At 71.1% G+C, this 23,506-nt stretch carries 22 protein-coding genes; 10 read left to right on the top strand and 12 right to left on the bottom strand.

Features of this window, described 5'->3' with window-relative positions; genetic code table 11:
* Positions 1 to 3: 3 nt before the first annotated feature.
* The 4 genes from ACFYWY_RS09095 to ACFYWY_RS09080 all read right to left on the bottom strand — a co-directional run bounded on the left by ACFYWY_RS09095 (position 4) and on the right by ACFYWY_RS09080 (position 1,985).
* A complete protein-coding gene (locus tag ACFYWY_RS09095) occupies positions 4 to 384 on the bottom strand; it encodes a hypothetical protein (RefSeq protein ID WP_389182008.1) in 381 nt (126 codons plus the stop codon).
* A gap of 118 nt (positions 385 to 502) precedes the next feature.
* Positions 503 to 772: a hypothetical protein gene (locus ACFYWY_RS09090; protein WP_389182005.1), complete on the bottom strand. Its 270-nt coding sequence runs from the start codon at positions 770 to 772 to the stop codon at positions 503 to 505.
* A gap of 199 nt (positions 773 to 971) precedes the next feature.
* Positions 972 to 1,808 (bottom strand): LytR/AlgR family response regulator transcription factor, encoded by an 837-nt coding sequence (locus tag ACFYWY_RS09085; RefSeq protein WP_389182002.1) that lies wholly within the window; start codon positions 1,806 to 1,808, stop codon positions 972 to 974.
* A 33-nt stretch (positions 1,809 to 1,841) separates the two neighbouring features.
* Positions 1,842 to 1,985 (bottom strand): hypothetical protein, encoded by a 144-nt coding sequence (locus ACFYWY_RS09080; RefSeq protein ID WP_389181999.1) that lies wholly within the window; start codon positions 1,983 to 1,985, stop codon positions 1,842 to 1,844.
* Between the two features lie 103 nt (positions 1,986 to 2,088).
* Here ACFYWY_RS09080 and ACFYWY_RS09075 point away from each other — a divergent pair, with 103 nt between their 5' ends.
* The gene (locus tag ACFYWY_RS09075) at positions 2,089 to 2,763 is read left to right on the top strand and encodes a hypothetical protein (RefSeq protein WP_389181996.1); all 675 of its coding nucleotides are present in this window, start codon (positions 2,089 to 2,091) and stop codon (positions 2,761 to 2,763) included.
* 29 nt (positions 2,764 to 2,792) lie between these two features.
* Here the strand turns inward: ACFYWY_RS09075 and ACFYWY_RS09070 are convergent, their stop codons facing one another.
* The 4 genes from ACFYWY_RS09070 to ACFYWY_RS09055 all read right to left on the bottom strand — a co-directional run bounded on the left by ACFYWY_RS09070 (position 2,793) and on the right by ACFYWY_RS09055 (position 8,480).
* Complete coding sequence (locus ACFYWY_RS09070) at positions 2,793 to 3,653, bottom strand: Fpg/Nei family DNA glycosylase (RefSeq protein ID WP_389181993.1); 861 nt, start codon at positions 3,651 to 3,653, stop codon at positions 2,793 to 2,795.
* 139 nt (positions 3,654 to 3,792) lie between these two features.
* Positions 3,793 to 5,172, bottom strand: a complete 1,380-nt coding sequence (locus ACFYWY_RS09065; RefSeq protein ID WP_389181990.1) for a wax ester/triacylglycerol synthase family O-acyltransferase — start codon at positions 5,170 to 5,172, stop codon at positions 3,793 to 3,795.
* 126 nt (positions 5,173 to 5,298) lie between these two features.
* Complete coding sequence (locus ACFYWY_RS09060) at positions 5,299 to 7,371, bottom strand: SpoIIE family protein phosphatase (protein ID WP_389181987.1); 2,073 nt, start codon at positions 7,369 to 7,371, stop codon at positions 5,299 to 5,301.
* A 53-nt stretch (positions 7,372 to 7,424) separates the two neighbouring features.
* On the bottom strand, positions 7,425 to 8,480 hold the full coding sequence (locus tag ACFYWY_RS09055; protein WP_389181984.1) for a DUF6777 domain-containing protein: 1,056 nt from the start codon (positions 8,478 to 8,480) through the stop codon (positions 7,425 to 7,427).
* Between the two features lie 144 nt (positions 8,481 to 8,624).
* Here ACFYWY_RS09055 and ACFYWY_RS09050 point away from each other — a divergent pair, with 144 nt between their 5' ends.
* Genes ACFYWY_RS09050 through ACFYWY_RS09040 form a run of 3 tightly spaced genes read left to right on the top strand, consistent with a single transcriptional unit; the run spans position 8,625 to position 11,372 of the window.
* The gene (locus ACFYWY_RS09050) at positions 8,625 to 9,443 is read left to right on the top strand and encodes a YndJ family protein (RefSeq protein ID WP_389181981.1); all 819 of its coding nucleotides are present in this window, start codon (positions 8,625 to 8,627) and stop codon (positions 9,441 to 9,443) included.
* The gene (locus ACFYWY_RS09045) at positions 9,440 to 9,988 is read left to right on the top strand and encodes a DUF1990 family protein (protein ID WP_389181978.1); all 549 of its coding nucleotides are present in this window, start codon (positions 9,440 to 9,442) and stop codon (positions 9,986 to 9,988) included. The genes ACFYWY_RS09050 and ACFYWY_RS09045 overlap by 4 nt, the downstream gene beginning before the upstream one ends.
* Positions 9,966 to 11,372 (top strand): lipase maturation factor family protein, encoded by a 1,407-nt coding sequence (locus ACFYWY_RS09040; protein ID WP_389181975.1) that lies wholly within the window; start codon positions 9,966 to 9,968, stop codon positions 11,370 to 11,372. Before ACFYWY_RS09045 ends, ACFYWY_RS09040 begins: the two co-directional genes overlap by 23 nt.
* 61 nt (positions 11,373 to 11,433) lie before the next feature.
* Here ACFYWY_RS09040 and ACFYWY_RS09035 read toward each other — a convergent pair whose 3' ends face one another.
* The 4 genes from ACFYWY_RS09035 to ACFYWY_RS09020 form a co-directional block, all read right to left on the bottom strand.
* Positions 11,434 to 11,607: a hypothetical protein gene (locus ACFYWY_RS09035; protein WP_389181973.1), complete on the bottom strand. Its 174-nt coding sequence runs from the start codon at positions 11,605 to 11,607 to the stop codon at positions 11,434 to 11,436.
* Between the two features lie 612 nt (positions 11,608 to 12,219).
* Positions 12,220 to 13,683, bottom strand: a complete 1,464-nt coding sequence (locus ACFYWY_RS09030) for an SDR family NAD(P)-dependent oxidoreductase (protein ID WP_389181970.1) — start codon at positions 13,681 to 13,683, stop codon at positions 12,220 to 12,222.
* Between the two features lie 150 nt (positions 13,684 to 13,833).
* The gene (locus tag ACFYWY_RS09025; RefSeq protein ID WP_389181967.1) at positions 13,834 to 14,562 is read right to left on the bottom strand and encodes an SRPBCC domain-containing protein; all 729 of its coding nucleotides are present in this window, start codon (positions 14,560 to 14,562) and stop codon (positions 13,834 to 13,836) included.
* 65 nt (positions 14,563 to 14,627) lie between these two features.
* Positions 14,628 to 15,236 carry an ArsR/SmtB family transcription factor gene (locus ACFYWY_RS09020; protein ID WP_389181964.1) on the bottom strand — a complete coding sequence of 203 codons (609 nt, stop codon included), beginning with the start codon at positions 15,234 to 15,236 and terminating at the stop codon, positions 14,628 to 14,630.
* 424 nt (positions 15,237 to 15,660) lie between these two features.
* Between ACFYWY_RS09020 and ACFYWY_RS09015 the strand changes: the two genes are divergently transcribed.
* The 6 genes from ACFYWY_RS09015 (at position 15,661) to ACFYWY_RS08990 (ending at position 23,500) form a co-directional block, all read left to right on the top strand.
* Positions 15,661 to 17,802 (top strand): hypothetical protein, encoded by a 2,142-nt coding sequence (locus tag ACFYWY_RS09015; protein WP_389181962.1) that lies wholly within the window; start codon positions 15,661 to 15,663, stop codon positions 17,800 to 17,802.
* 120 nt (positions 17,803 to 17,922) lie between these two features.
* Complete coding sequence (gene pelF / locus ACFYWY_RS09010; protein WP_389181959.1) at positions 17,923 to 19,410, top strand: GT4 family glycosyltransferase PelF; 1,488 nt, start codon at positions 17,923 to 17,925, stop codon at positions 19,408 to 19,410.
* 47 nt (positions 19,411 to 19,457) lie between these two features.
* Positions 19,458 to 20,768, top strand: coding sequence for a hypothetical protein (locus ACFYWY_RS09005; RefSeq protein WP_389181956.1), 1,311 nt, complete (start codon positions 19,458 to 19,460; stop codon positions 20,766 to 20,768).
* An 83-nt stretch (positions 20,769 to 20,851) separates the two neighbouring features.
* Positions 20,852 to 21,853 (top strand): SDR family NAD(P)-dependent oxidoreductase, encoded by a 1,002-nt coding sequence (locus ACFYWY_RS09000; protein ID WP_389181953.1) that lies wholly within the window; start codon positions 20,852 to 20,854, stop codon positions 21,851 to 21,853.
* 27 nt (positions 21,854 to 21,880) lie between these two features.
* Positions 21,881 to 22,594 (top strand): NDP-sugar synthase, encoded by a 714-nt coding sequence (locus tag ACFYWY_RS08995; RefSeq protein WP_389181950.1) that lies wholly within the window; start codon positions 21,881 to 21,883, stop codon positions 22,592 to 22,594.
* 6 nt (positions 22,595 to 22,600) lie between these two features.
* On the top strand, positions 22,601 to 23,500 hold the full coding sequence (locus ACFYWY_RS08990; RefSeq protein ID WP_389181948.1) for an NAD-dependent epimerase/dehydratase family protein: 900 nt from the start codon (positions 22,601 to 22,603) through the stop codon (positions 23,498 to 23,500).
* Positions 23,501 to 23,506: the final 6 nt, after the last annotated feature.

The following is a 23,506-nucleotide window of genomic DNA, read 5'->3' as shown; positions in this document are numbered from 1 at the left end:
AGGTCAGCGTCCTTCGACGAGCCTGGTGAAGTCCTCTTCGTTGCGCTCGGCCCGGCGCACGTACCAGCGGGCGGTCAGCCACATCACCGGGTAGACCGCCACACCGAGAGCCGCCCAGACGAACGGCTCGGGCGAGGAGAGGGTGCCGCCGAAGACGGCCGGGAGCGCGAAGAGCAGCGGCAGCGAGCCGACGAGCAGGGCGAGCGTCCCGAGCGCGTAGAGCGCGGCGCGCAGCTGGCTGCGCATGAGCGAGCGGACATACGTTGCGCCGAGTGTGGTCTGCTCGCTGATCTCGGACCGGGCGGGGGCGTGCCCGGGAGCGCGCCTGGCGCTGCGCGGCACGCCGGTGACCACTTCACGGCGGGGTTGTTGCTCTGCAGACATCGTCGTCCGCTCCAGCATCTCTCGGCGAACTCTTGAGAGCTGTGGAGTCTACGCAGGGGTGATTACCTGCGGTAGACACCAGCCGAAGCTCGAGACGGCGACGGTAGAGCGACGACTTTCAGTGGCCCGTGCGCTGCGCGCAGTCACTCAGCGCGATCTCCAGCTCGACGTAGGACTCCTCGGCCCTGCGGAACGCGACTTCGAGAGCGGCCTCGGCGCGCGGGCCGGCCAGGCCCTGTGCCGATTCATGGATCTCGTACAGCACATCCGCCCATCGCCCGGCCGCGCTCTTCACCGTGGTGAGCAGTGTCTCCAGGTCACCAGCGCTGGACAGCCGGGTCGACGGCAGGCTCCGGAGTTCCTCCAGCAGTGCTTCGATGTCGGACATCAGGCCCCTTCTCCCCAGGCCCGATCAAGGCTAGGCGGCGGGCGGGGGCGGCTGCGCCGAATCCGGCGGCGGCTCGGTCAGCGGATGACGTACGTCGCCGTACGGCGGTGGTGGGGCGACGAGCGGTTCCGTCCGCCCGTCCGGCGGTCGACCGGGTCCGGGCGCCGGGGGTCCCGGGCGCTGGGTCCGCCCACGCGGTTCAGCCCCTGACGTGCCGCATCAGCAGTTCGCGCAGCTGGCGCGCATGGCGGCGGCTGACGGCGAGTTCGGCGGAGCCGACCCGGACCGTGGTCGTCCCGGCGTCCAGGCGCAGTTCGTCGATACGGGCGAGGGCGACGAGATGGCTGCGGTGTATGCGCACGAACCCGCGCGACGCCCAGCGCTCCTCAAGGGTGGACAGCGGGATGCGCACCAGGTGGCTGCCGTCCTCGGTGTGCAGCCTGGCGTAGTCCCCCTGGGCCTCCACGTAGGCGATGTCGTCGATCGGCACGAACCGTGTGACGCCGCCCAGTTCGACGGGTATCTGCTCAGCGGCCTGGCCGGTCCCCCCTTGGGCGGCCTGCTGCGCGAAGGCCGGTGGGGTGCTGGGTACGGGGGTGGGCAGCGCGGGGCCCACCGGGTCGGGCTGCCGGGGCTCGCGCGCCGAGACGACCAGGTCGCGGACCCGGCGTACGGCTTCGGCCAGCCGCTCCCTGCGCACCGGCTTGAGAACGTAGTCGACGGCCTTGAGGTCGAAGGCCTGGACGGCGAAGCCCTCGTGGGCGGTGACGAACACGATCAGCGGCGGCCGGGCGAATCCGGCGAGCAGTTTGGCGACGTCGAGACCGGTGAGACCGGCCATGTGGATGTCGAGGAAGACGACGTCGATGGCGTTGTCCCCGTCCGGGCCCGCGTCCAGCGCGCGGCCGATGCGGCGCAGTGCCTCGGTCGCGTCCGTGGCTCCTTCGGCGCTCCTGATGCGGGAGTCGGAGCGCAGCAGGTAGAGCAGCTCTTCGAGTGCCGGTTTCTCGTCATCGACAGCCAGTACGCGCAGCATGCTACGGAGTGTAGGCGTGCCTCCGCGGCCGGACTACGGCGTCCGGCCGCCGGGACCGGGGACCGGCAGGTGGCCACGGGCGCGGGCGTCCTCGGCCGGACCGAGCACACCCAGGACGTACGCGCCGAGCAACCGGGCAGTGCGGGGGTTGCGCTCGACGCCCATGGAGTTGAGCACGGCGCGCACCTGATCCGTACTTCAGGGCGACAGACCCGCTACAGACCCGCTACAGACCCGAGACGCAGTACGGCAACGGGGCGAAAGACGAATCGAGGACGCCATGAGCTTGCAGCAGCGGCACCGGGACGTGGCCGCCTATGCACTGGGCGTCCTGGAGCCCGCGGACGCGTTCCGATTCGAGGAGCATCTGGCGGACTGTGCGATGTGCACGGTACAGCTCTCCGACTTCGCCTCGGCCGCCACGTCGCTGGCCGAACTCGCAGGCCCCGACCGGGTCGAGGCCCGTCCCAGCAGACGGCTGCTCGACCGGCTGACCGACGAGGTCGTCGTGGTGCGGCGGCGCAGCCGCAGGCGCCGGCTGCAGCTGGTCGCGGCGGCCGCGGCTCTGATCGTCGCCCTGCCCGCCGCGGCGCTCGCGATCCAGGACGCCGGGAGCGGGAGCCCCGCCCCTCGCCAGATCGTGGCGAAGGATGCCACGACGGGTGTCACGGCGGCCGCCGCGACGCAGGACCGGGCCTGGGGCACGGCGGTCGCGCTGCGTCTGTCGGGTCTCAAGGGGCCCGGCGCCTGCCGTCTCGTCGCCATCGGCAAGGACGGCATCGAACACCCGGTCCTCACCTGGACGGTGCCGACCGGTGGCTACGGGATACCGGGCTCTGAGGGCCACGAGGATCCGCTGGACATCGAGGGGGGTACGGACCTGCCGAGCGGCGACATCGGCCACTGGGAGGTTCGTACCCTCGACGGACAGCCTCTCGTCTCCCTCAAGGGGTAGCTCCGGGCTCTCGGGGCCGCTGTCCGGCGCTACTTCAGAAGCCGGGAGAGTCTGCGGTCGGCGAGCGGCTTGCCGCCGGTCTGGCAGGTGGGGCAGTACTGCAGCGAGGAGTCGCTGAAGGAGACCTCACGGATGGTGTCGCCGCAGACGGGGCACGGCTGACCGGTGCGGCCGTGGACGCGCAGGCCGCTCTTCTTCTCGGCCTTGAGCCGGCCGGCGGCGACTCCGCGCGAGCGCTCAACTGCGTCACGAAGGGTGGAGCGCAGGGCCTCGTACAGGACGGTGATTTCGTCCTCTGCGAGGTTATGCACGGGCTTGAACGGCGACATCTTCGCGGCATGCAGGATCTCGTCGCTGTACGCGTTGCCGATTCCGGCGATCAGGCCCTGGTCGCGCAGCGCGCCCTTGATCTGCCGCCGTTCCCCGGCGAGCAGCGCGGCGAAGGCGTCCCGGTCGAAGCCGTCGGCGAGCGGATCGGGGCCGAGACGGGCGATGCCGGGGACCTCGGCCGGATCGCGTACGAGATGGACGGCGAGGCGCTTGGTGGTGCCCGCTTCTGTGAGGTCGAAGCCGCCGCCCGAAGCGAGGACGGTACGCAGCGCGAGCGGACCTTTGCCGGGGCGTGGCGGGGCGGCCGGGAACTCGTCCTTCCACTGGAGCCAGCCCGCCCGGGCGAGATGGGTGACCAGATGGAGTGGGCCGACGCTGATGTCGAGCCACTTCCCGTGCCGGTCCACGGCGGTGACCTCTTCGCCCTCGACGGCGGTCAGCGGTGGGTCGTACGTCTTCAGGACGCTGATCGCCAGCGGCAGGACGCGGACGACCTCCTGCCCCACCAGGTGGGTGTCGAGGAACTCTCTCAGCGCTTCGACTTCGGGCAGCTCAGGCATGCATCCAGGGTGCCAAAGGGGCGGGGCGGGCGCAGGCTCACCGAGATTCACCGTGCGGGGGCAGTCCGTAGACCCGGCTCGCGGTGGTCTCGAAGACGGCGGTGGTCGGCGGGTACGGCGAATCTCCGATCTGTCCGATCTATCGGGCCGGAGTATCGAGCGGGGCCACTGGAATCAGATCGAGGAGTTCTGCGAGCTCCTCCCCCAGACTCCGCGCCAGCCGGTCGAGATCGGGCAACGCCTTGCCGTCGGCGACCAGTCCGACATGCACCCGGCCGCCATAGGTGGACATGGCGATCGCCAGGGACTGCCCGCGGGCGAGGGGCGCCATCGGGTAGACCTCGCGCAGCGGGCAACCGCCCAGCGACAGGGCCGAGCGCGGCAGCGGCACGCTGGTCACCAGCACGTCGAAGAGCATCCTGGCCGCGCCGCCCGCCAGGGGCGCGCCGAACCGGTGTGCCAGCGGCGGCAGTTGATCGGCGAGCACGGCCAGCGCCCCGGCGCCGCGCGAAGGCCCTGCCGCCTTGTTGCGGTCCATGGCGGTGCGTACGGCGTCGAGCCGTGAGCGCGGATCGGGGTCGGAGACCGGAAGCTCCAGCAGATACGCGGAGAACTTGTTGCCAGAGCCGGGCGGGCTGCCGGGCCTGCGCTGGGAGACGGGCACCAGGGCACGAGGGTCGGCGGCCGGCAGCCGCTCGCCGCGCTGTTCCAGCCAGCGCCGCAGCCCGCCCGCGACGATGGCGAGCAGCACATCGTTGGCGGTGCCGCCCGCCGCCCTGCGTACGCGCTGCACGTCTTCAAGGTCGAGTACGGCGGTGCCGAGCCGCCGGGTGCCGCTCGAACCGGCCGTGAGCGCGGCTGTGCCGCGCGGGTCGAGCCTGCTGGCCCGGACGACCGAGGCCCCCACACCGACGGCCCGGCCGAGCTCCTCGATCCGGCCGCGGGCGAAACCGGCCACCTGTGAGGGACCCGCGAACCAGGGCCGGGGCGGCACAGTACGCGCCCGCCGTACGCCGGTCGTGCGGGCGTCGGCGATCTCGTCGAAGATGCCGGCCCCGATGGCGACCGCGCGCATGCCGTCCGCCAGCGCGTGGTGCAGCTTCACCAGCACCGCGAACGGGCCGCCCGGCTCACCCGTGAGGAGGTACATCTCCCACGGCGGCCGACCTCGTTCGAGAGGACGTTCCATCAGCTCGCCGGCGATCCCGGCGGCCTCGGTGGCGAAATCACCGGCCGGGAGGCGGACATGGTGCACATGCCGCCGTACGTCGAAGTCCTTGGCCACGGTCCAGCGCGCGCCGCCGACGGGCAGCAGGACATCCCTCACCCGCATCCGCAGCCGGCGGATCGCGGCGGCGCGCGTGGCGAGCAGATCGAGGATGCCGTCGTCGCTCCGCGCCCCGGCCGCGGGCGCGGGCGCGGGCGCGAAGAAGGCAAGGGCACCGAGGTGCATCGGATGGCCGGCGGACTCGAGGTGCCAGAACGCCAGGTCGAGGGGGGCAAGAAGCTCGCTGCTCAAGGGGACCTCTTGTCCTAGAAGGTGTCCGAAAGGGTGTCCTGAAGGCCACAGAATACGAAGTCAAACGCCTGCGGTCGATTACGGTCAAGTACGATCACTTCACGGACAGTTAACAACAGGTTTCCATCAGTTGGGCGGCCGGTCCGGAACTATGAACTCGCACCAGACACATTTGCCGCTGCCTCTCGACTCCACGCCCCAGGCCTCCGCCAGCCTGTCCACCAGCATCAGCCCGCGGCCGGAGACGCCCGACTCGCCCGCGTCCCGCCTGCGCGGCAGCGCACTGGAACGGTCCTCGACCTCCACCCGCAGCCGCCGCTCCGGGCCGGACAGCACCCGGATGGTCACGATCGCGCCGCCGTCCGTGTGCATCAGCGCGTTGGTGATCATTTCGTCGGCAGCCAGTTCTATCTCGTCCGACCGCTCGCGTGCGCCCCAGGCTCGTACCGCCGCACGGATCATGTGCCGGGCCGAGCGAAGCGCCTCCGGGTCGTTCTGCCCGACATGCTGCTGCAACCGGCCGCCCGTCTGCGGGGTGTACGCGCCCTTTCTGCGCAGCAACAGCATCGCCACGTCGTCCTCACCGCCCCGATCGCCCGCCACCTCGCACAGATGGTCGGCGAGCAGCTGCAGATCGCGCGGGCCGCCGCGCACCACCGCGGTCAGCATCTGCATCCCGTCGTCGAGATCGGCGCCGGGCTGCTCGACCAGTCCGTCGGTGTACAGGAGCAAGGTCTGGCCGGGGTCCAACTCGACAGTGCTGACGGGGTATTCGAGCTGCCCGAACTCCGCAGAGAGCCCCAGCGGCAGCCCGCCCTCCACCGGCAGCCGTCGGCAGGTTCCGTCGATGTCCCGGATCAGCGGGTCGACATGCCCGGCCCGCACCAGCTGCACCACACCGGTGGACATGTCGGCCTCCGCGTACATGCAGGTCGCGAACCGGTCGGTGTCGAGCTCGTCGAGGAAGACGGAGGCTCGCGCCATCACGGTGGCCGGGGTGTGCCCCTCGGCCGCGTACGCCCGCAGCACGATGCGCAGTTGCCCCATCACCGCTGCCGCGTCCGTGTCGTGTCCCTGTACGTCGCCGATGACCGCGCCCACCCGCCCCCCGGGCAGCGCGATGATGTCGTACCAGTCGCCTCCGATGTCCCGGCCCATGCGGGCGGAGCGGTAGCGCACCGCGATCTGCGCACCGGGCACCAAGGGGATCCGGCGCGGCAGCATCGCCTGTTGGAGGCCTTCGGCGAGATCGTGCTCCTGTTCGTAGAGCATGGCGCGCTGGAGGCTCTGGGCGATGCTGCTGCCGAGAGCGACCAGCAGATTGCGCTCCTCCGAGCTGAAGCCTGTCTTGTCGCCGTACAGCAGGCCGAGCGCCCCGATGGGACGAGCCTGGGCGATCAGCGGCAGATAGGCGGCAGAGGTGATTTTGAGTCCCTTGATATGCGGCCACAGGACCGGATACGACTCGGCGAAGTCCCGTTCGGACTCGATGAAGCGGGGCGTGAGGGTTCGTACCACCTCACTCATCGGGTACTCCTCGTCGACGCGCGTGTAGCGGGTGCCTGGCACGAACGAGCCCTCCGGCCCCTCGGCGACCAGGTGGATGCGGCCCGATTCCAGCAGCCCCATAACGAGGCTGGTCGCGCCGAAGTGCTCCAGACCCTGCGAGTCCTTCAGTACGTCGATGACGTCCTGGACGGTCCTGGCGTGGGCGAGGGCGGCGGTGGTGCTCTCCACGACGCTGGTCTGCCGGCGGCGCTCGACGTCGACTTCCAGGCGCGCCCTGGACTCGGCAAGCTCTTCGGTGGCGTCGCGGACGATGCCGATGATGCGCACCGGGCGACCCGTCCCGTCGCGGCGGACACTCGCCTGCGTGTGGGTCCAGCGCAGGCTGCCGTCGCGGCGGCGGATGCGGAAGTACGCACCGTAGTGGTCGCTGCCGTTCTTCAGCGCCTGCGCCACCGCGGTGTCCAGCCGGGCGGCCTCGTCCGGCGGCACCCGGGATGCCAGACTCTCCGGGCGGCCGTCGTACTCGCCCGGGCGCAGATCGAACACCTCATGACCGGCCTGGTCCAGATGCATCAGCCCGCTGACCAGGTCCCAGTCGAAGCTGCCCATGCGGTTGAGGGTCAGGTTCTGATCCGGGTCGGCCGGCCAGTCGTCGGGAAGCGACAGGGCACCCGCTGCCCGATCAACCATGGGCCCACTCTGCCATCATTTGTCGGATTCTTCGACCGGCTCGGACAGTGCGCTCACCCCTGGAAGAGGTCCGGCGACGCCGGCTCCTCGGGGATGATCAGGTCCGGCTGGGACGGTGCCACTCCCTCTTCGGAGGGCATATCGGGGTTGACCGGCGGGGGCAGTGCCTCGCCCGGGGGGTCCGCAGGCGGTTCGGCGGGCGGCTGGGCGGGTGGGTTGGCTGGCTGGTCCGGCGCTGTGGGCGCTGTGGGCGCTGTGGGCGCTGTGGGCGCGAGGCTGTCACCGGGCTCGGGCGTCACCGGCGGATAGGTGAAGATGTCGTCCGGGGTCACGGGCGGGAGCACATCGGGCCGCTTGTCCAGCTCGCCGTCGGTCCCGGCCTGCCGCTCGATCCAGGTGTTGGTGACGATGTTGACGATGACGAAGTTGTTGACGACGTCGGCGGTCGGCTTGATGACGACGACCCGGTCCGACTGGTAGCCCGTCCAGGACTGGCCCTTGCGGACCACGGCGCCCTTGACGGCGACCGGCGGCTTCAGCGGGTTTCCGCAGGCACACCTCACGCGCGGCGTGCCGTGCTGGTCCACCAGCACGGCGGTCCCGGCCTGCAGCACGGCCTGGTAGCTGGTGGCGGCGCCGTCGCGGAAGCCGTGGCTGGTCACGCGGGTGTCGGCGCGCAGTACGACGGGGGTCAGTCCGCGCAGATGGTCCGGGACCTCCGCCTGGGAGACGTCGGCGGCCTTGGCGAAGGCGCGCTCCTTGGCCTGGTCGGCGACGAGGAGGCTCACCTGCCGCTCGACGTCGCAGCTGCCCAGCGACTGCGTACCGCCGTACAGGCCGGGCGTCGCGCCGGAGAGGGTGCGCAGCGTCTGCGGCCCGGCGGGACCACGCGGCACGCCGGACGGGGCGGGTGGCACAGGTCCGATGCCGGTCCTGGCCGTGGAGGCGGTGTACGGGTCCTGGCCCGCGACCCCTGCGGGCTGGAGGTAGACCTCCTCAGACTCCGCCGCCGTGCTGCTGCCGCCGCATCCGGCGACCAGGAGCGTGCAGGACAGCGCCGCGGACAGCCCGACGACCGCGGCGTACCGACGGCGAATGGGTGGACGCACGAAAGTCTCCCGCCTCTTCACCCCAATTGGTCCCTCAAGTTCTGCCGGATTCCCCTCACCTCCGCGACTTGAACGCGTTCAAGTAAGCGCATAGTCTGCGACCACAGGGAATTGAACACGTTCAATCCAGGGGTGGGGTGCGTGATGTCCGTACTGGTCAGCCTGATCGTGATGCTCGGCATGCTGGTGGTCGTGCCCGCGGGACTCCGCCTCATCGACGCCGCCGGGCTCGCGCCCATTCGGCGGACATGGCCGCTGTTCGCGGTCCCGGGAGCCGTCTCCCTCTGGCTGCCGCGCTCGACCACGGCGACGGTGCTCGCGGCCGTGTACGCGCTCGGCACGCTGGTCCTCGCCGCGCAGGCCCCGCGTCGGGCGGCCCGCACCCGATCGCTCGCGCCCGCGGAGATCGCGGTGCTCACGGCCCTGGTGACCCCGTCGGTCGCCGGTGTCGCACTCGTCGCGGAACGCTCCGGGCACGAGCTCTTCGGCTTCAGCCTGCCGATCCTGGCGCTGACCGTGCCGCACTTCCACTTCGCCGGTTTCGCGGCCGCGCTGGTGGCGGGCCTGGTCTGCCGCACGACGGCCGGTCCTGCCGGGCGCTTCGCGGCGCTGAGCGTGCCGCTCGGCACCCTTCTCGTCCTGGCCGGCTACTTCCTGGACGACTGGGCCGAGCTGCTCGGTGCACTCGTACTGACCGCGGGCATGTGGACCGTCGCGCTGCTGACCTGGCGCGACGTCCGCACCGGCAGCCGCGACCGGTTCACCCGCGGACTGCTGGCCGTCTCGGCCGCCGTGCTGGTGGCGACGATGCTGCTCGCCCTGAGCTGGGCGCTAGGCGAGGCGACCGGCCTGCCCCACCCGACCCTGACCTGGATGGCCGCCACCCACGGCCTCGGCAACGCCCTCGGCTTCGCACTCTGCTCGGTGCTGGCCTGGCGACGACTCAAGGAGAGCGCCGCATGAATCGCGTACGCACCCTCAACTATCCCGAAACCGGCGCCACCCGGCTCGGCCCGATGCCCGACGGCTACCACCACCTCCACCACACCGCCCCGATCGGCCGCGGCCGCGCCGTCTTCGAGGCGGCGGGCGCGGCGGTCACCGGCTGGCGGATGCACCGCGGGTCGGGCGCCAGGGTACGCACCGCGGCGGCACGGGCCGAGCCCGGCGCCCGGGTCGAGGTCTCGCTCGGGGTCGGCCGGCTGCGGCTCACCGCGCCGTGCGAGGTGATCTGGACGGCGTACGAGAATGACCGGATCGGATTCGGCTACGGCACTCTGACCGGGCATCCCGAGCGCGGTGAGGAGTCGTTCGTCGTCGACATCCGCGACGACGGCTCGGTGTGGTTCACCGTCATGGCCTTCAGCCGTCCGGCGAGCTGGTACACCCGGCTCGCGGGTCCGCTCGTGCCCGTGGTGCAGAAGTGGTTCGCCAAGCGGCTCGGTCGTACGGTGCGACGGCTTGCCGCGGCCGATACTGGAGGCAATGGAGTGGTTCAGCGACGGTGACTACTGGCTCAGCCGGCTGGTCTTCCAGCGGGCTCTGGCCGCGGTGTATCTGGTCGCCTTTCTCACCGCCGCCCTGCAGTTCCGGGCGCTGATCGGCGAGCGGGGCATGCTGCCGGTGCCCGCGTACGTACGCCGGGTGCCGATGCGCCGTGCGCCGAGCCTGTTCCAACTGCGCTACTCCGATCGCCTGTTCGCCCTCTGCGCCTGGGCCGGCTGTCTGCTCTCGGCGGCGCTGGTGGCGGGCGCGGCCGACCATGTCCCGCTCGCGGCCGCGATGGCGTGGTGGGCGGCCCTGTGGGTGCTGTATCTGTCGATCGTCAATGTCGGCCAGACGTGGTACGGCTTCGGCTGGGAGTCACTGCTCCTGGAGACGGGCTTTCTCGCGGTCTTTCTCGGCAATGAGCGCACGGCTCCGCCCGTGCTGGTGCTGTGGCTGCTGCGCTGGGTGCTGTTCCGGGTGGAGTTCGGTGCGGGGCTGATCAAACTCCGCGGCGACGAGTGCTGGCGCAAGCTGACGTGTCTGGACTTCCACCATGAGACACAGCCGATGCCGGGTCCACTGAGCTGGTTCTTCCACCATCTCCCCAAACCCTTCCACCGGGTCGAGGTGGCGGCCAACCATGTGACCCAACTTCTCGTCCCCGTGCTGCTGTTCACCCCTCAGCCGATCGCCAGTGCCGCCGCCGGGATGATCGTGCTGACCCAGCTGTGGCTGGTGCTGTCCGGCAACTTCTCCTGGCTGAACTGGCTGACCATCGTGCTCGCCCTGTCCGCCGTGGACGGCTCACTGATCACGGATCCGCCCGCGCTGCCCATGCCTCCGCTCTGGTACGAGATCGTGGTGATCGCCGTCACCGCCCTGATCCTCGGCCGCAGTTACCGACCGGCGCGCAATCTCTTCTCGCGGCGGCAGCAGATGAACCGGTCCTACGATCCGCTCCATCTGGTCAACGCCTACGGCGCGTTCGGCTCGGTCGGGCGGGTGCGGCACGAGCTGGTGGTCGAGGGCACAGACGAGAAGGTGCTCCATCAGGGCACGGTGTGGCGGGAGTACGAATTCAAGGGCAAGCCGGGTGATGTGCGAAGGCTGCCCCGCCAGTTCGCGCCGTACCATCTGCGGCTCGACTGGATGATGTGGTTCGCCGCGCTCTCCCCCGCATACGCGGCCCCCTGGTTCGGCCCGTTCATGGAGCGGCTGCTGGACGGCGACCGGGACACGCTGCGACTGCTGGGACGCAATCCGTTCCCCGACGCCCCGCCCGCGTACGTCCGCGCCAGGCTGTACCGCTACCGGTACACGACCTGGCGCGAACTGCGGACCACCGGCGCCTGGTGGCACCGCACCCATGTGCGCGAGTTCCTCAGACCGACCAGGCTGCTTTGAACACCCGGACGCCGCGTACCCCCTGCCGATGCGGCAGGGGGTACGCGGCGAAGCGATCCGCTCAGTCGATGCCGGGCAGGATGTGCGGCTCGGCCAGGTCGTCCTCGTAGCCGGCCAGCCGGATCGGAGCCGATCGGGCCCAGACTTCCAGGCTGCCGAGTTCTTCGGGCCGGCCGGCCCGTTCGCCGCCGCGTTCCGGCGGTCGCTTCTCGTGCTTCTTCACATCTGTTGTCACCGCGCACTCCTCTGTGTCGCGTAACTGGGACAAGTGCATTTCGGTCGCGGTGGCGCCGGTAATCGGGCGGGACCGCAGCCTGGTTGTAGACCTGTCCCAGGACGGCCAAGGGGGTTTCGTGGGCCCTTTGGTGGCGTCCGTTCACCCCAGAGTAACCAAATGAGCAAGGCTCCGCTCGATGGGGCCTGTAAATCTCCGGTAAACCAACTCAATTCCGGCCAACGATCAATTCCTGTGCGGGGCTTCGCGGGATCGTAGGCGGAAGATTTCCGGGCCTGCGCAAAACTGCCCCGGATACAGGACAGCCCAGGTGACAGGGGCCTTTGTGGTACCGGCTTCGCCATCGCAGGCGCACCGGCCGGGGCAGGGCCGATGCGGTGGTCACCGTGCGGGACCCGGATGGAGTAACGGCGGCTGCGGCCGAGCTGCGGGACGGAGGCCTACGCCGCGGCACGTCACACTGCAGCCCGCCGGCGAACTCGCCCCGGCGGTGCGGGTGAACGCGGTCGCACCGGGGCTCGGACGAATCCGCGTGGGTGACCGGGGACGGTCCGCGGGTGGACGGCGGTACGGGAGTGGGCTCTCGTACCGCCGTCCATGACCAGCTGCGGGTTACCAGTTCGCCGGAGCGTAGTCCTTGAGGAAGCAGCCGTAGAGGTCTTCGCCGTCCTCGCCGCGCACGATCGGGTCGTAGACGCGGGCGGCGCCGTCGACCAGGTCGAGCGGGGCGTGGAAGCCCTCGTCGGCGAGGCGCATCTTGTCGGGGTGCGGGCGCTCGTCGGTGATCCAGCCGGTGTCGACGGCGGTCATCAAAATGCCGTCGGACTCGAACATCTCCTGGGCGCTGGTGCGGGTGAGCATGTTCAGCGCGGCCTTGGCCATGTTGGTGTGCGGGTGACCGGCGCCCTTGTAGCCGCGGCTGAAGACGCCTTCCATGGCGGAGACGTTCACCACGTAGGTGCGCTTGGCCGCGGCCGCGGCCATGGCCCGGCGGAGCCGGCTGATCAGGATGAACGGCGCGGTGGAGTTGCACAGCTGCACTTCGAGCAGCTCGACCGGGTCGACCTCGGAAACGGTCTGGATCCAGCTGTTGGTGTCGTGCAGGTCGGGGACCAGACCGCCGGCGTCGATCGCGGTGCCGGCGGCGATGCGCTCCAGGGACGCCGAGCCGGAGACCAGCGCGAGGCCGGTGACGTCCTGGGCGGTCAGGCCCTCACCGGCGGCGGACGGCAGCGCGGCGACGGAGTCCACGGCGCCGCTGCCGAAGGTGCCTATGACCTGGGCGGGCGGCAGCTCGCCCGCGGGCAGCGGGGCGTGCTCGGCGGCGACCAGTTCGCTGTACGCCTGCGGGGAGCGGCGTACGGTCTGCGCGGCGTTGTTGATCAGGATGTCCAGCGGGCCCGCGGCGGCCACCGAGTCGGCGAGGGCGACGACCTGCGCGGGGTCGCGCAGGTCGATGCCGACGATCTTGAGGCGGTGGATCCAGTCGTCGCTGTCCGGCATCGCCTTGAAGCGGCGGATCGCGTCGTTCGGGAAGCGGGTGGTGATGGTGGTGTGGGCGCCGTCGCGCAGCAGTCGCAGCGCGATGTACATCCCGATCTTGGCCCGGCCGCCGGTGAGCAGGGCGCGCTTGCCGGTCAGGTCCGTGCGGGCGTCGCGGCGGGCCCGGTTCTCAGCGGCGCACTCCTGGCAGAGCTGGTGGTAGAAGGCGTCGACCTCGATATAGCGGGACTTGCAGATGTAGCAGGACCGGGGGCGCTGGAGTATCCCCGCGATCTCGCCGGAGACGGACGAGGACGGCAGCAGGCCCTCCGTCTCGTCGTCGATCCGCTCGGCGGAGCCGGTGGCGGTGGCCTCGGTGACCGCCTTGTCGTGGGCGGTCTTGGCGGCCCTGCGCTCCTGGCGGCGGCGCTGCTTCACCGTGCGGTAAATGCCCGCGGTGGCGCGCCGTACCGTGATCGCGTCGGGGTGGTCGACGTCCAGCTTGTCGAGTTCGTCCAGCACGCTGAGGCAGACGGCCAGGCGCTCCGGGTCGATGCCCGGGCCGTACACCGGGCTGTCCTCTGTCACCGTCATTGCCTTGTCGTTCCTCGATCACTCGCGCGCTGGGGGTTTCAAAAGCGCAACTTTACTGAGCAAATGGGTGACGACAAAATCCCGTGACCGGGGGCTTGGGGACAAAGGCTCCCGGCTGTGCCCACAGCCCCCGGTCACTCCCACACCGGCTCACGCAAAGAGACCGGTCAGCCACTTCTGCCAGGCGCCCTCGTTCTTCTCCGCGTCCGCGTCACCCGCGAAGTCGTGCACGCTGACGCCGACCGGCGCACCGAAGTGGTTACGGCCGAAGATCCGGTACATCGCTTCGTCGGTGCGCAGCCCCACGAAGTACGCGTTGCGGTAGTCCAGGACCGCGTCCACCGGTCCGGCGCCGGGCACCTCGACCCGCACCGTCGCGCCCTGGGCCGCGTCGTCCGGCAGCCCGAGTCCGCGGCTGACGACTTCGAGGCCGCCCGGGGCGTTGGAGGCGGCGGGGGCGTCCAGCGTCGAGAACGTGGCGGCCCGGCCGCTGAAGTGCTTGAGGTACTGCCGCAGGGTGTGCAGATAGAAGTCGGTGTGCTTGTTGGCGCCGTCGTACTGGTTGTCCCAGTCCTCGACGAGGATGCCGCTGTGCACATAGCGCACCCATGAACCGCCGCCCTCGCGCGGCTCGATGACATGGTCGAGCTGGTTGAAGGTCTGCTGGGGCACGCCCTCCGCGTCCTCGGTGCGGGCGGTGAGACGGTGCGGCGGGTCCCATGCGGTGAGGGTGCCGCCGAAGGGGGCCGCACCGCCCTCCTTGGGCTCGTACTCCATGGGCCACAGCCAGCCCGCCGTGCCGTTGGTGATCGCGTCCCAGACCTGCTCGGGGCTCGCGTCGACCTCGAACTCGCGGACGATCTCGAATTCCTTGGACATGGTGACTCCGGATGCTCAGGCGCTCTGCGGCGCGTAGACGATGTGCTGGGTGACGACCGGCTTCCTCATGACGACTCCTCGATGGCGGGCGGAGTCTTCACGGTGGGGTGCAGAGCGACGACGACGCGGTGGTCGCGGCCACCCGGGGCGTCCTCGTCGTGGTATTTGGCGATCAGGGCGCCGACGCCCTGGGTCAGCTCCGCCACGAACGCCGCTCTCTCGGCGGCGGAGGCGAAACGGACCTCGCCGTCGAGCGCGTACGTCGCCAGACGCTTGCGGGCCTTGGCGGCGCCCGTGATCAGGGTGCCGACGTCGCGTACCAGCCCCGCGGCGACGGCGAGCAGCCAGCGCGCGGAGAGCTCGTCGCGGAAGCGGGCGGGGTCGGGCTGCACCGCGGCCAGCGCGAGCGGGGAGATGACGTACGAAGCCGCGGTGGCCCGCATCAGCCGCTCGGTGACATTGCCCTTCCTGCGTTCGCCGGCCAGCTCGACCAGGCCGTGCCGCTCCAGGGCCTTGAGGTGGTAGTTCACCTTCTGGCGGGGCAGCCCGACCCGGCCGGCCAGCATGGCGGCCGACGCCGGTCCGCCGGCCAGCTCGGCGAGCAGCCGGGAGCGCATGGGGTCCAGCGAGACGGCGGCGGCCGCCGAGTCCTCGATCACGGTCACGTCCAACATGGATCCACCGTCTCACCGAAAACTTTTTTTGTCCAGACTCATTTCATTGTCGGAAGCCGCGTCTGGCCGAATCCTGCGAGTAACGCGGAAGAATTTCCTTTGGTCCAGACCCTTGCCGGTCGCGCTCCACCCGAGAGTCGCTTCGCGCTCCCCTGACCTGCGGCCGGGCACCGAGGCGAGGTAGGACGGACCGCCAACAGGCCTGCCAGAGCCGGTGATCGGCAATGCACTCAGGCACAGGCATTGCATCCGTTTCGCGCCAGTTTTCACAATGTCCACACAGGTTCCCCAAAATACGCCCCACTATGTGATCCGACAGAGAGCGGGACACGGGGGGCGTTCTACACGCGCCGACCACCGCTGGGGGGCAAGGGGCATGCCGGACCTCGGTCAGGCATGCCCCTTCCGGGGAGGAACCGAACACATGAGGCGCAGCGTCCGCACGGCTGCCTTGTCCACTACGAGCGCGCTTCTGCTGGCATTCGCCACACCGGCTGCCCAAGCAGCCGCGGCACCTGCGCCACGTATCGATCTGAGAGTCCTGGTGGTGGACGACGGGGGCCCGGCCACCGCCGCCATCACCGCCGAACTGGACGGCTCGGGAACGCCGTACACCCTGCTCGATCTGCATCGGACGAACCGTCCCGTGATCGACGCGGGCTTCCTCGCCGACACCGTGGGCGGCCGGCCGCGAGCCAAGTACCAGGCCGTGGTGCTGCCCAACGACAATCCCTTCGGGGCCGGTTCACCGGAGATGGCCGCTCTCGCCTCGTACGAGAAGAGGTTCGCGATACCGCAGGTCGACGCCTACACCTACGCCCGCCCCGAAGTGGGCCTGGACTACCCCGTCAACGGCGGCTACAGCGGCTCGCTCGACGGCGCGCGGGCCGAGGTGACGGCCGCCGGCAAGGCGGGCCCCTTCGGCTATCTCGACGGGTCCGTCCCCTTCGAGGACAACTCGCCTTCCGTGGGCGAGAGTTACGCCCATGTAGCGCGGCCCGCCGCGGGCGCCGACTTCACCAGCTACGTGGACGCGCCACTGCCCGGCTCGCAGCAGCGCGGTTCGATCGTCGGCGAGTACCGCCACGACGGCCGCCGCGAGCTCGTCGTCACCTTTGTCTACAACCAGCACCAGCAGCAGTTCAGGCTGCTCGCCCGCGGCATCGTGAACTGGCTGACGCAGGGCGTCCAGATCGGCTCGGCCCGCAACTACTTCGCCGTCCATGTCGACGATGTCTTCGGCGCCGACGACCGCTGGGACAGCGTCCTCAACTGCACCCCCGGCGACGTGGACTGCCCGCCGGGACAGGGCGAGCCGGACCCGATCCGGATGACGGCCGACGACGCGCAGTACGCGGCGCAGTGGTCCGCCGCCAAGGGCTTCACCCTCGACATGGTCTACAACGGCGGGGGCAGCGAGCTGTTCAAGGAGGAGCATGGCGGCAACGACCCGCTCGCGCAGCAGCTGACCGCCGACAAGGACGCCTACAGGTGGGTGAACCACACCTACAACCACCCCTTCCTCGGCTGCGTCCAGGACGTCACCGTCGTCCCCTGGGTGTGCGCCAAGAACGCGGACGGGAGCACGAAGTACGTCAGCCGCTCCACGATCTCCGCCCAGATCGCGGACAACCGCTCCTGGGGCCGGCGGGCCGGACTCCCGCTGCGGAACGACGAGTTGGTCACCGGTGAGCACTCCGGTCTGCGGATCCTGCCGCAGCAGCCGGACGACAATCCGAACCTCGCGCCCGCCCTGGCCGACAACGCCGTCGCCTGGCTCGGCTCGGACAACTCGCGCGACCGCGCCCAGCGCCGGGTCGGCTCCGCCCTGACCGTGCCGCGCTACCCGATGAACGTCTTCTACAACGCGGGCCGCACCGCCGAGCAGATCGACGAGTACAACTGGATCTACACCCGCGCGGCAGACGGCGGCAGCGGCATCTGCGAGACCGCGGCCAACTCCACCTGCCTGGCGGAGCCGCTGGACACCGTGACCGGGTACGCGGACTACGTGGTGCCGCTCGAGGCCCGCATCGGACTCGGCCACGCCCTCGCCAACGACCCGCGGCCGCACTTCATCCACCAGTCCAATCTGGCCGAGGACCGTATCGCCTACCCCGTGCTGAACCGCATCATCGACGACTACGCGGCCCTGTACGCGGACAGCACTCCGCTGGTGAATCTGCGCCAGCGCGACATCGGCGCCGAACTGCGCGACCGGGCCGCCTGGAACACCGCCGTCAAGGCGGGCCAGGTGACCGCCTACCGCATCGGCGACGCCGTCACCGTGCAGGCCCCCGGCGGCGTCCGGGTCACCGCGACCATGCCCGCCGGCACCCGGCAGAACCTGCTCCTCGGCACCGCCGGCTTCGGCAGCGCGTACGCCGGCGCGGTCTCCGGATGGGTCGGCCCGGGGCTGCTCCAGGACCGGGTGACGCTCACCCTGCCCGACGCGGCGCCGACGGCGGCCCGCACCGCGGAGGCCGCTCCGGTCCAGGCGTCCGCGCCGCGGCTGCCGCTGCCCGCTGGCGTGCGCCAGCGCGTCCCGTACGGCGTGACCGGCTGACACCTCGGCACACGCGGTCCCGGGTCCAGTCCCCCCCGGGACCGCGCGCTCGACGCGCCGCCGCCCGTCCCCCGGGCGGGGCGCCCCCTTCCCTTCTCGCATCCAGGGGAGCAGTTCCACATGGCCGAGTCCTTGTTCGCGCCGCGATCCGGCGCGCCTCGGGTCACCCTCCTCACCGAAGGCACCTATCCGCACAGCCACGGCGGCGTGAGCGTGTGGTGCGACCAACTCGTGGGCGGAATGCCCGACTTCGAATTCCACGTCATCGCGGTGACCGGCACCGGCCGGGAGTCCCTCGCCTGGGAGCTGCCCGCCCATGTCGCCGAGCCCGTCAGCGTCCCCATGTGGGGGCCCGACCCGGCCGGAGCCGCACCGCGCGGACGCCGGCTTCGGCAGCTGACCGAGACGTACGAAAGGTTTCTGACCGCGCTCCTCGACCCGGCGGCCGAGGCGCACTTCGGTCCCGCGCTGTACGAACTGGCCCTCGCTGCCCGGGACGGCGTGCTCGCGCCCGCGCTGCGCACCGACCGGGCCGTGCGCATCCTGGCGGGCGTCTGGAACCGCCGCGACCTGCCGGTGTACGCGGCCCGGCCCACCCTGCACGACGCGCTCACCGCCACCGATCTGCTGGAACACGCACTGCGGCCGCTCGCGGCCGCGCCGCCGGAGCGGGGCGTCGCTCACGCGGTCAGCGGCGGCATCGCGGTCCTGCCCGGTCTGGTCGGCCGGCAGCTGCACGGCGTACCGCTGCTGCTCACCGAGCACGGGGTGTATCTGCGCGAGCGCTATCTCGGCTACCGCACGGGCCCCTACCGCTGGCCGGTGAAGGCGCTGCTGCTCGGCTTCTTCCGGCTGCTCGCAGAGGAGACGTACCGCGCGGCCGCGCTGATCACTCCCGGCAATCGCTACAACCGGCTGTGGGAGGAGCGCGGCGGTGCGGACCCGGAGCTCATACGCACGGTCTACAACGGCGTCGACCCGGCGGCGTTCCCGCCCGCCGGGCCCGAACCGGAGGTGCCCACGCTGAGCTGGGCGGGCCGCGTCGACCCGATAAAGGACCTTCAGACCCTGATCCAGGCCTTCGCGCTCGTACGGAAGGACCTGCCGGACGCGCGGCTGCGGCTCTTCGGCGGCACCCCGCGCGGCGGCGAGGCCTACCGGGAGCGCTGCGAAGCGCTCGCCGCCGAGCTCGGGCATGCGGACGCGGTCACCTTCGAGGGGCGGGTGGACGACATACGGGACGCGTACGCGGCCGGCAATGTCGTGATGCTGTCCAGCATCAGCGAGGGCTTCCCGTTCACGCTGATAGAGGCCATGTCCTGCGGGCGCGCCACCGTTTCCACCGACGTCGGAGGGGTACGCGAGGCCGTCGGCGACAGCGGTCTGGTGGTGCCGCCGCGGGAGCCGGAGGCGATGGCGCGCGCCGCGCTGGAGCTGCTCAGTGATCCGCCGCGGCGGGCCGCGATGGGCGAGGCGGCGCGGCTGCGGGTGATCGAGCAGTTCACGCTCCGGCAGACCGTCGACACCTTCCGCTCGATCTATCTCGAACTCGCTCTGGGCGTCCATGAGCCGGCGGCCTCGGCATGGCCTGCGGAGGTCCTCGCATGAGCGGCCCTTTACGCCTTCTGCCGGGCGACGGCGACACCCTGCCTGTCATGCCCAGGCCACGCCCCAGAACGCCCTCCCGGCCCAGCTGGGCCGAGGACCCGATCGACGAGCTCGCCGAGCGTCTGGTCGAGCAGGTCGCGACCGCCGTCCATCCCTACGAGGTGGCCGCGCTGCTGGAGTCCGACGGTCTGACGGGTGAGCAGATCACCGAACGCTACGCGCGTCCGGACCTCTTCACGCTCGCCGAGGACCTGTACGCCCGCGTGCCGCGCCACTACCCGGAGCCGCCGCCCGCGCCCGACCCCTGGCGGCCCGACCATCTGCGTTGCGCGCTGCGCGGTCTGGTCTTCGCCCTGCCGGGCCTTGCCTATGTGCTGGGGGCCGGGCTGTGGCACGGCACGGCGGACGTCTCCGGGCTCGTCGTCTCCGCGCTCGCGGCCTGGGCGTGGAACCAGGCGCTCAGCCATCGCGCGTATCTGCGGCTCGCGGCCGAGGGGAAGGCCGCAGCCGGGCGGACCCTGCGCGTCGGCGCGCCCGCCGGTGCGCTGGGGGCGGCGGTCACCGGGCTGCTCGTATCGGGTCCCGGTACGGGCGCGGCCTTCGCCGCCGGTCAGTCCTGCTATCTCGCGGCGGCGAGCGTCCTGCTGGTCCTCGGCCACGAACGTGCCCTGCTGCTCACGCTGTTGCCCGTGACCGCCGGTGCGGGAGCCGTGCTGCTGTGGCAGCCCCCGGCGTCGCTCGCGCTCGGGCTGCTGCCGGCGACGGTGACGCTCGCGGTCCTGGCCGCCGCTCACGCCGTACGCGACGCCGTGCGATCCGGGACCACGGCCGCGGGGGCCACGCCCGGGATGCTGCGCTCCCTTCCGTACGGGCTGTTCGGCCTCGCCGCGGGCGTGCTCGCGGCGCTGGCCGGGGCGGACGACCCGCGCTCGGTCGTCGTCCTCACGCTCAGCATGGGGTTCGCCGAGTGGCTGCTGTACCGCTACCGCTCCCTCGCGCTGGCCGCGCTGCGGGCGAGCACCACCGGTCGCGGCTTCACGCTGCGCGCCGGGCGGGCCCTGGCGTACTGCGTCGGCGCCTATCTGGCGGTGCTCGGTCTCGGCTCGCTGGTCGCGGGGACCTCGCCCGCTCCCCTGCTCGGCCTCGGCGCCGTGCTCTGGACCGCACTGCTGCTGCAGGCGTTCTCGCTGGCCTGGACGCCGGCCGCCGTCACGCTCGCCGCCGCGGCCGCGGAAGCCGCGTCCCACTTCGCCGGGCTGCCGCCCGGCACCGCCCAACTGATCTGTCGCACCGCGGCGGCGGCCGTCCTGGTCGCCGCGGCCTGCCGGCTGCTCGGCCGGCCCACCGCACACCGCTGACCACATCCCACCTCAAGGCACCGACGACCAACCACAGACCGCTCACCACCGACCACCGACCACCGACCACAGGAGCAACCGTCGTGACATCCAACGCGCTTGTCGCCGTAACCGGAGCCGAGGGCTTCATCGGATCGCATCTGACCGAGGCCCTCGTCGCCACCGGCTACCGGGTCCGCGCCATGGCCCAGTACAACTCCTTCTCCTCCTACGGATGGCTCGAGACGCTCTCCCCCGACACCCTCGACCAGGTCGAGATCGTCCTCGGCGACGTCCGTGACGTCGGCTCCGTGCATCAGCTCGCCGAGGGCGCAGAGGCCGTCTACCACCTCGCCGCGCTGATCGCGATCCCGTACTCCTACCAGGCCCCGCACAGCTACGTGGACACCAATGTCACGGGCACCCTCAATGTGCTGGAGGCGGTGCGCAAGCTGGGGATCCCGCGCCTGGTGCACACCTCGACCAGCGAGACGTACGGCACCGCGCAGACGGTGCCGATCACCGAGGACCACCCCATCAACACCCAGTCCCCGTACGCCGCTTCGAAGGCGGGCGGGGACCGGCTCGCCGACAGCTACCACGCCAGCTTCGACACCCCGGTCGTCACCCTTCGCCCGTTCAACACCTTCGGGCCGCGCCAGTCGATGCGGGCGGTCATCCCGACCGTCATCGGCCAGGTCGCGGCGGGCGAGCGGGTCATCACCCTCGGGGATCTGCGCCCCACCCGCGACTTCCTGTACGTGAAGGACACCGCCCGCGCCTTCCTCACCGTCGGCACGGCGCCCGCCGACGCCGTCGTGGGCCGCACCTTCAACGCGGGCACCGGCAGCGAGATCTCGGTGGGCGAACTCACCCGGCTGATCGGCAAGTTGATGGAGGCAGACCTCGATGTACGCCAGGACGAGGAGCGCATCCGGCCGACGGGTTCAGAGGTGATGCGGCTGGTCGCCGACGCTACGCGGCTGCGCGACGCCACCGGCTGGCAGCCCGAACACGACCTGGAGCAAGGGCTCGTACGCACCATCGACTTCTTCCGGAACCCGGCGAATCTCGCCCGCTACAAGACCGGCATCTACAACATCTGAGCCACCGGACCTGACAGGGGAGTCCCCATGCACGCAGTGATACTCGCAGGAGGCAGGGGCGTCCGGCTTCGGCCGTACACCACCGCTTTACCCAAACCGCTGGTACCGATCGGCGACCAGCACGCGATCCTGGAGATCGTGCTGCGCCAGCTGGCCGCCGCGGGCTTCGTCAGCTGCACGATCGCGATCGGCCATCTCGGCCACATCATCCGCGCCTACGTCGGCAACGGCTCGCAGTGGGGGCTGCGCGTCGGCTACTCCACAGAGGAGAGTCCACTCGGCACCATGGGTCCGCTGCTCACCATGATGGACCGGCTGCCCGACGACTTCCTCGTCATGAACGGGGACATCCTCACCGACCTCGACTACGGCGACGTCCTCAAGCAGCACCAGACTTCCGGCGCGCCGCTCACCGTCGCCACATACGCGCGCAAGGTCTCCATCGACTTCGGGGTGCTCACCACCGAGTCCGGGCGGGTCGTCGACTTCGCCGAGAAGCCGAGCATGGACTACCGCGTCTCCATGGGCGTGTACGGACTCACCCGCGAGACCCTCGCCGGCTATACGCCCGGTCTGCCGCTCGGTTTCGACGAGTTGGTGCTCGACCTGCTCAAGGAGGAGAACCCGCCGCACACCTACGAGTTCGACGGCTACTGGCTGGACATCGGCCGGCCCGACGACTACGACCGGGCGAACGCGGAATTCTCCACACACCGCGGCCTGCTGCTCAAGGGAGCGTGACGGTCCGTGCGCATACTCCTCCTGGGCTCCACCGGATTCCTGGGCGGGCACACCGCCGAGCAGCTGCGCGCCCTGCCGGGCGTGCGGCTGCTCGTCGGCGGCCGGTCCTCCGACGCCGACGTACAGTTCGACCTCACCGCCGGTCCCGGCGTCCTCGCGGACGCGCTGCGGGCGGCCCGACCGTCCGTCGTCGTCAACTGCGCGGGCCTGGTGGCCGGCAGCGCCGTCCACCTCACCGACGTCAACGCACGCGGCCCGGCAGCGCTGTGCGAGGCCCTGGGCGACGCGGCGCCCGACGCCCGGCTCGTCCACCTCGGCTCCGCCGCGGAGTACGGGCCGACCGCGCCCGGCGAGCCGGTCACCGAGACGGCCGCCACCAGACCGCTCGGCCCTTACGGCGCCACCAAGCTGGCAGGCACGGTCGCCGTCGGCGCCTCGGGGCTCGACGCGGTCGTACTGCGCGTCTTCAACCCGGTGGGCCCGGGCGCGCCTGCCGCGGGCCTGCCCGGGCGGCTCGCCGCCGAGCTGCGGCGGGCCGGCGAAGCCGACGACACGGTGCGGGTCGGCGACCTTTCCGCGCACCGCGACTTCGTCGACGTACGGGACGTGGCGGACGCGGTGGTGCGCGCCGCGACAACCGAGGGCACGCTGCCGCCGGTGCTCAACATCGGCAGCGGCGTGGCGACTTCGGTCCGCGACCTTGCCCATGGCCTCGTCCGGAACGCCCGTTTTCACGGCCGCCTGGAGGAGACCGGCACGGGGTCCGCGCGCTCGACGGCGGTCTCCTGGCAGTGCGCGGACATCACGTGGGCGGCCCGGGCTCTCGACTGGCGGCCGAAGCGGGCTCTGGTCGACTCGCTGCACGACCTGTGGGCGTGTCCTGCTGCGGCGGGGGCGCCTCGATGAGGGCGC

It is taken from the genome of Streptomyces sp. NPDC002870 (assembly GCF_042888505.1).
Classification (GTDB): Bacteria; Actinomycetota; Actinomycetes; order Streptomycetales; family Streptomycetaceae; genus Streptomyces.
Note: the sequence above shows the minus strand (reverse complement) of the source record. Positions and strands in the feature narration are given on the sequence as shown.

Bases quoted from the DNA above. Each gene is read 5' to 3' on its own strand.
- ACFYWY_RS09040 (WP_389181975.1), top strand. From the start codon at position 9,966: ATGGAGTGGTTCAGCGACGGTGACTACTGGCTCAGCCGGCTGGTCTTC.
- ACFYWY_RS09085 (WP_389182002.1), bottom strand. From the start codon at position 1,808: ATGCTGCGCGTACTGGCTGTCGATGACGAGAAACCGGCACTCGAAGAG.
- ACFYWY_RS09030 (WP_389181970.1), bottom strand. From the start codon at position 13,683: ATGACGGTGACAGAGGACAGCCCGGTGTACGGCCCGGGCATCGACCCG.
- ACFYWY_RS09090 (WP_389182005.1), bottom strand. From the start codon at position 772: ATGTCCGACATCGAAGCACTGCTGGAGGAACTCCGGAGCCTGCCGTCG.
- ACFYWY_RS09015 (WP_389181962.1), top strand. From the start codon at position 15,661: ATGAGGCGCAGCGTCCGCACGGCTGCCTTGTCCACTACGAGCGCGCTT.
- ACFYWY_RS09060 (WP_389181987.1), bottom strand. From the start codon at position 7,371: ATGGTTGATCGGGCAGCGGGTGCCCTGTCGCTTCCCGACGACTGGCCG.
- ACFYWY_RS09005 (WP_389181956.1), top strand. From the start codon at position 19,458: ATGCCCAGGCCACGCCCCAGAACGCCCTCCCGGCCCAGCTGGGCCGAG.
- ACFYWY_RS09045 (WP_389181978.1), top strand. From the start codon at position 9,440: ATGAATCGCGTACGCACCCTCAACTATCCCGAAACCGGCGCCACCCGG.
- ACFYWY_RS09020 (WP_389181964.1), bottom strand. From the start codon at position 15,236: ATGTTGGACGTGACCGTGATCGAGGACTCGGCGGCCGCCGCCGTCTCG.
- ACFYWY_RS09025 (WP_389181967.1), bottom strand. From the start codon at position 14,562: ATGTCCAAGGAATTCGAGATCGTCCGCGAGTTCGAGGTCGACGCGAGC.
- ACFYWY_RS09075 (WP_389181996.1), top strand. From the start codon at position 2,089: ATGAGCTTGCAGCAGCGGCACCGGGACGTGGCCGCCTATGCACTGGGC.
- ACFYWY_RS08995 (WP_389181950.1), top strand. From the start codon at position 21,881: ATGCACGCAGTGATACTCGCAGGAGGCAGGGGCGTCCGGCTTCGGCCG.
- ACFYWY_RS09095 (WP_389182008.1), bottom strand. From the start codon at position 384: ATGTCTGCAGAGCAACAACCCCGCCGTGAAGTGGTCACCGGCGTGCCG.
- ACFYWY_RS09050 (WP_389181981.1), top strand. From the start codon at position 8,625: ATGTCCGTACTGGTCAGCCTGATCGTGATGCTCGGCATGCTGGTGGTC.
- pelF (WP_389181959.1), top strand. From the start codon at position 17,923: ATGGCCGAGTCCTTGTTCGCGCCGCGATCCGGCGCGCCTCGGGTCACC.
- ACFYWY_RS09070 (WP_389181993.1), bottom strand. From the start codon at position 3,653: ATGCCTGAGCTGCCCGAAGTCGAAGCGCTGAGAGAGTTCCTCGACACC.